This window comes from Caldisericum sp., assembly GCA_022759145.1.
Taxonomy (GTDB): Bacteria; Caldisericota; Caldisericia; order Caldisericales; family Caldisericaceae; genus Caldisericum.
The window spans coordinates 1-3,022 of record JAEMPV010000046.1 but is presented as its reverse complement, the minus strand read 5'-3'; the positions used below and the strand labels follow the sequence as shown (position 1 = coordinate 3,022).

At 40.0% G+C, this 3,022-nt stretch carries 2 protein-coding genes; both read right to left on the bottom strand.

Translation table 11 applies throughout. The features are described 5' to 3' along the window. Positions 1 to 1,613 (bottom strand): MoxR family ATPase (locus tag JHC30_02870; protein ID MCI4463097.1); only part of this gene is annotated, 1,613 nt, incomplete at its 3' end. Between the two features lie 37 nt (positions 1,614 to 1,650). Further along, complete coding sequence (locus JHC30_02865; protein ID MCI4463096.1) at positions 1,651 to 2,757, bottom strand: hypothetical protein; 1,107 nt, start codon at positions 2,755 to 2,757, stop codon at positions 1,651 to 1,653. Positions 2,758 to 3,022 lie beyond the last annotated feature (265 nt).

Genomic DNA, 3,022 nt, shown 5'->3' with positions numbered 1-3,022 from the left:
TACTGCTTTGTTGTTGACTCAAGTTCCGCAACCTCTGGATAGAGCTGGTTAAAGAATTCCGCTGACTCGTTCAGTCCTTTTTCTTTGAGAAGTTTTTTGACCTCTTTTAGCGTAGTGAGTGGTAAACCCTCGAACTGGGGGACAAGAATCATTTTGACAGCTTTATCCAGAGCATTTGTATTGTTTCCGAGAGCTTTTACAATCTTGGCTACATCTATCAAAAACCCTATTCCAATTTCAAGACCAGCTTTCTTTATCTGATCATACAAGTCAAAGATATTATTTACCATTTTATCTTCTTGAACTATGCCTTTGAGAACATTTTTTATGTCCTCATCCTGCGGATTTCCAACATTTATAACTATGAATCGTCTAAGAAGCGCATGTCCAAGTGAAAAGAGATAGCGTCTGTCGTAAACGTTCATCGTAGCTATAACTCGAAAATTACTAGGTATCTTTATGTTACCCTGAACGTCCCATACTCCTAGCAAATATCTCCCGCAATCATCGATTTTATCACCCCATGATTTTATTTCATGTAGAAGGGAAGGTGGCAACTTCCAATCTTCTGGCTTGCCTCCAAAAATTGTGAAAAATTCTCCAAAGGCCCTTTCTATGTTTGCCCTGTTAATTTCATCTATTAGAAGAATGGCTCCTCCACTTCTCATGTGTTCACATATTGCTTCAAGAAGGACGCCTGACTTCCAAAAAACTTCTTGACCTTTAAGAACAGGACCGCCAATCACGTCGATTCTACTCCAATCGCTTGACGCAGTTTTTGATACAAGTTTATAACCAAGAACTTCAGCTATTATTTGCGCTAGTGTAGTTTTTCCCGTACCTGGAGGACCTACTAGAAGAATAGGCTTTCCCAATTTCAGCGCTGCAACTAAATCATCCAGGAGAGTATCTTTAAAATTGAAGTATTGACGCTTTGCGTTTTCTTTTATTATTTCCTTAACCTGATGGATAGGAAGTTTATACACTAAAGATAGCTCCTCTTTTTGGGTTACTTCCCTATTTTTTTGATAATTTTGAACTCGATCTAACAAGAGAACACGCAGTTTTCCTATGACCTCCGAATCAACTATATGTTGCAGACCGGACCTGGAGTAATTTTTGAGGAGATCACTTAATTGATTGTCTCCTTGAAGAGTTCCCTTATGAACAGAGTCATGCAACCAGATTATTTTCATCTTAAACCTGAAAGGAAATTCCAGCATACCGGACTGCTTTTCGCTAGGCCAAAAGAGGTTTAAAAAATCGAATTCAGTTTGAGTAACTATTCCAGCACCAACTATGCCAATTTGAGTTACAAAGAAGAGAACAATATTTGGTTTGTTTCCACTAATAAATTCCTCAAACAATTTAGCAGATGATGGGGCAACTCCCCCTCGCGTAGCGGCAAATATACCTTTCAATTCATTTGCATCTAGACGAGACCCCCAATAGGTATAATCCACTTCAAATTTTTTTGAGTATTCTAGGCTCCATTCCCAATGCTCTTTAGACCCTGCAGATACCCAGAACTCTGCTTGGTTAATTGTAGACTTTAAATCATTAAGCCATTCTTCGAGTTTTTTAGATGGCTTTGAGGACGCAATGTGAACCATACATTAAAGTAAACATTTACAGCACTAATTAATTTTTCTAAGAAACTATCGTACTTAATAGTTCTCGGTTTTGAATTATTCTCTTTAACAATGCATCATGTGCCTGAAGTTTTCTGCGCACTTCAGGAATGGGTATTTTAGAATAGTCATCTGGACGAAGATATGTATAGCCTTGTTTTTCACCGTAAAAATGCTCGTAGAGAGTGTATCTAAGGATTTTATTTTTTAAGAGAAATATTCCGCAACAATCGGGTGCCGACCACATTTGATAGAGTCCTTCCCTACACGTCGCAAAAGTTAATCCCATTTTTTCTATGCTTGCCTTGATTTCATTGTAGATTCTTTGCCTTATTTCTCTTTTTGGATGCTTGTGTGAGCCTAAGAGAAATCGTTCCCAGTTGCTTTTGTCAACAAGCTTTCTAAAGTTATCTTCATTCATGACTTTTCTATAGACTTCGAGTTCTTTCCAGCTTAAAACCCTCAAGACCTCGGCTATTACGTGCTTTGCATTTACTTTTTTTGCTTCTTCCGCGTACTTTTCCACGTATTCATCCCCCGAGTTCAGAAAAGGTACAATCGGTTGAAACCTCAACACTACTGGTATACCTTCGCTACTCAGCTTCTCAGCCACGTCTAGCCGCTTGGACGGGGGCGGAGCCCCGGGCTCAATAACTTTGGATACATTATCCTCGAGGAAGGCTATACTAAACTGAACAATTGCTAATCCCTCTCCCGAAAGTTCCTTTATAACATCCAGCCAGGGAGACTCTCCAACAAGGGTAGACTTTGTATTTATAATTAGGGGCACTCTTTCAGTAAGAGAAAGCCTGAGCAGACTTAGCGAAAGCATCGACTTCCTCTCAATAGGTTGAAAAGGATCAGTTAATGCAGACATCCGGAAAGGCGGAACAGCAACACCCGCTTTACGCCACTTCTCGATTGCCTTCCTAAAAAGCTTGGGATAATCAATTCGAGCGCTTAATGAACCGTGGCTAAATCCTGGAAGAAACCTCGTATAACAGTAGACACACGAATGACTACATCCAATATACGGATCCAGTCTGAAAATCGAGTAACAAAAACTGGACATCGGCAAACTTGGACCTACAACAAGCTCTCCGCCGAAGCTCCTAGCTTTTGCCACCCCAAACTCTCCTTGATTAAAAAACTCCATCATAAATAAAAAATGTTTACGTATTTAAGGTGAAAATATCCTTCCATTCCCGAAGATTATTAACACCAGCCAAATTATGAGGTTAACGCGACTAACTGTTCATTAAGGTAACCAAAGTTGTATGGAATTCTGAAGGCTGGGCCAAAGCGATACAAGCTACGAATTTCTGGGCACTATTATTCCCCACGAGTTCGCTAGGCTTGTTGGGCTCGTCAAGCCGAGGGAGATAGTGCCG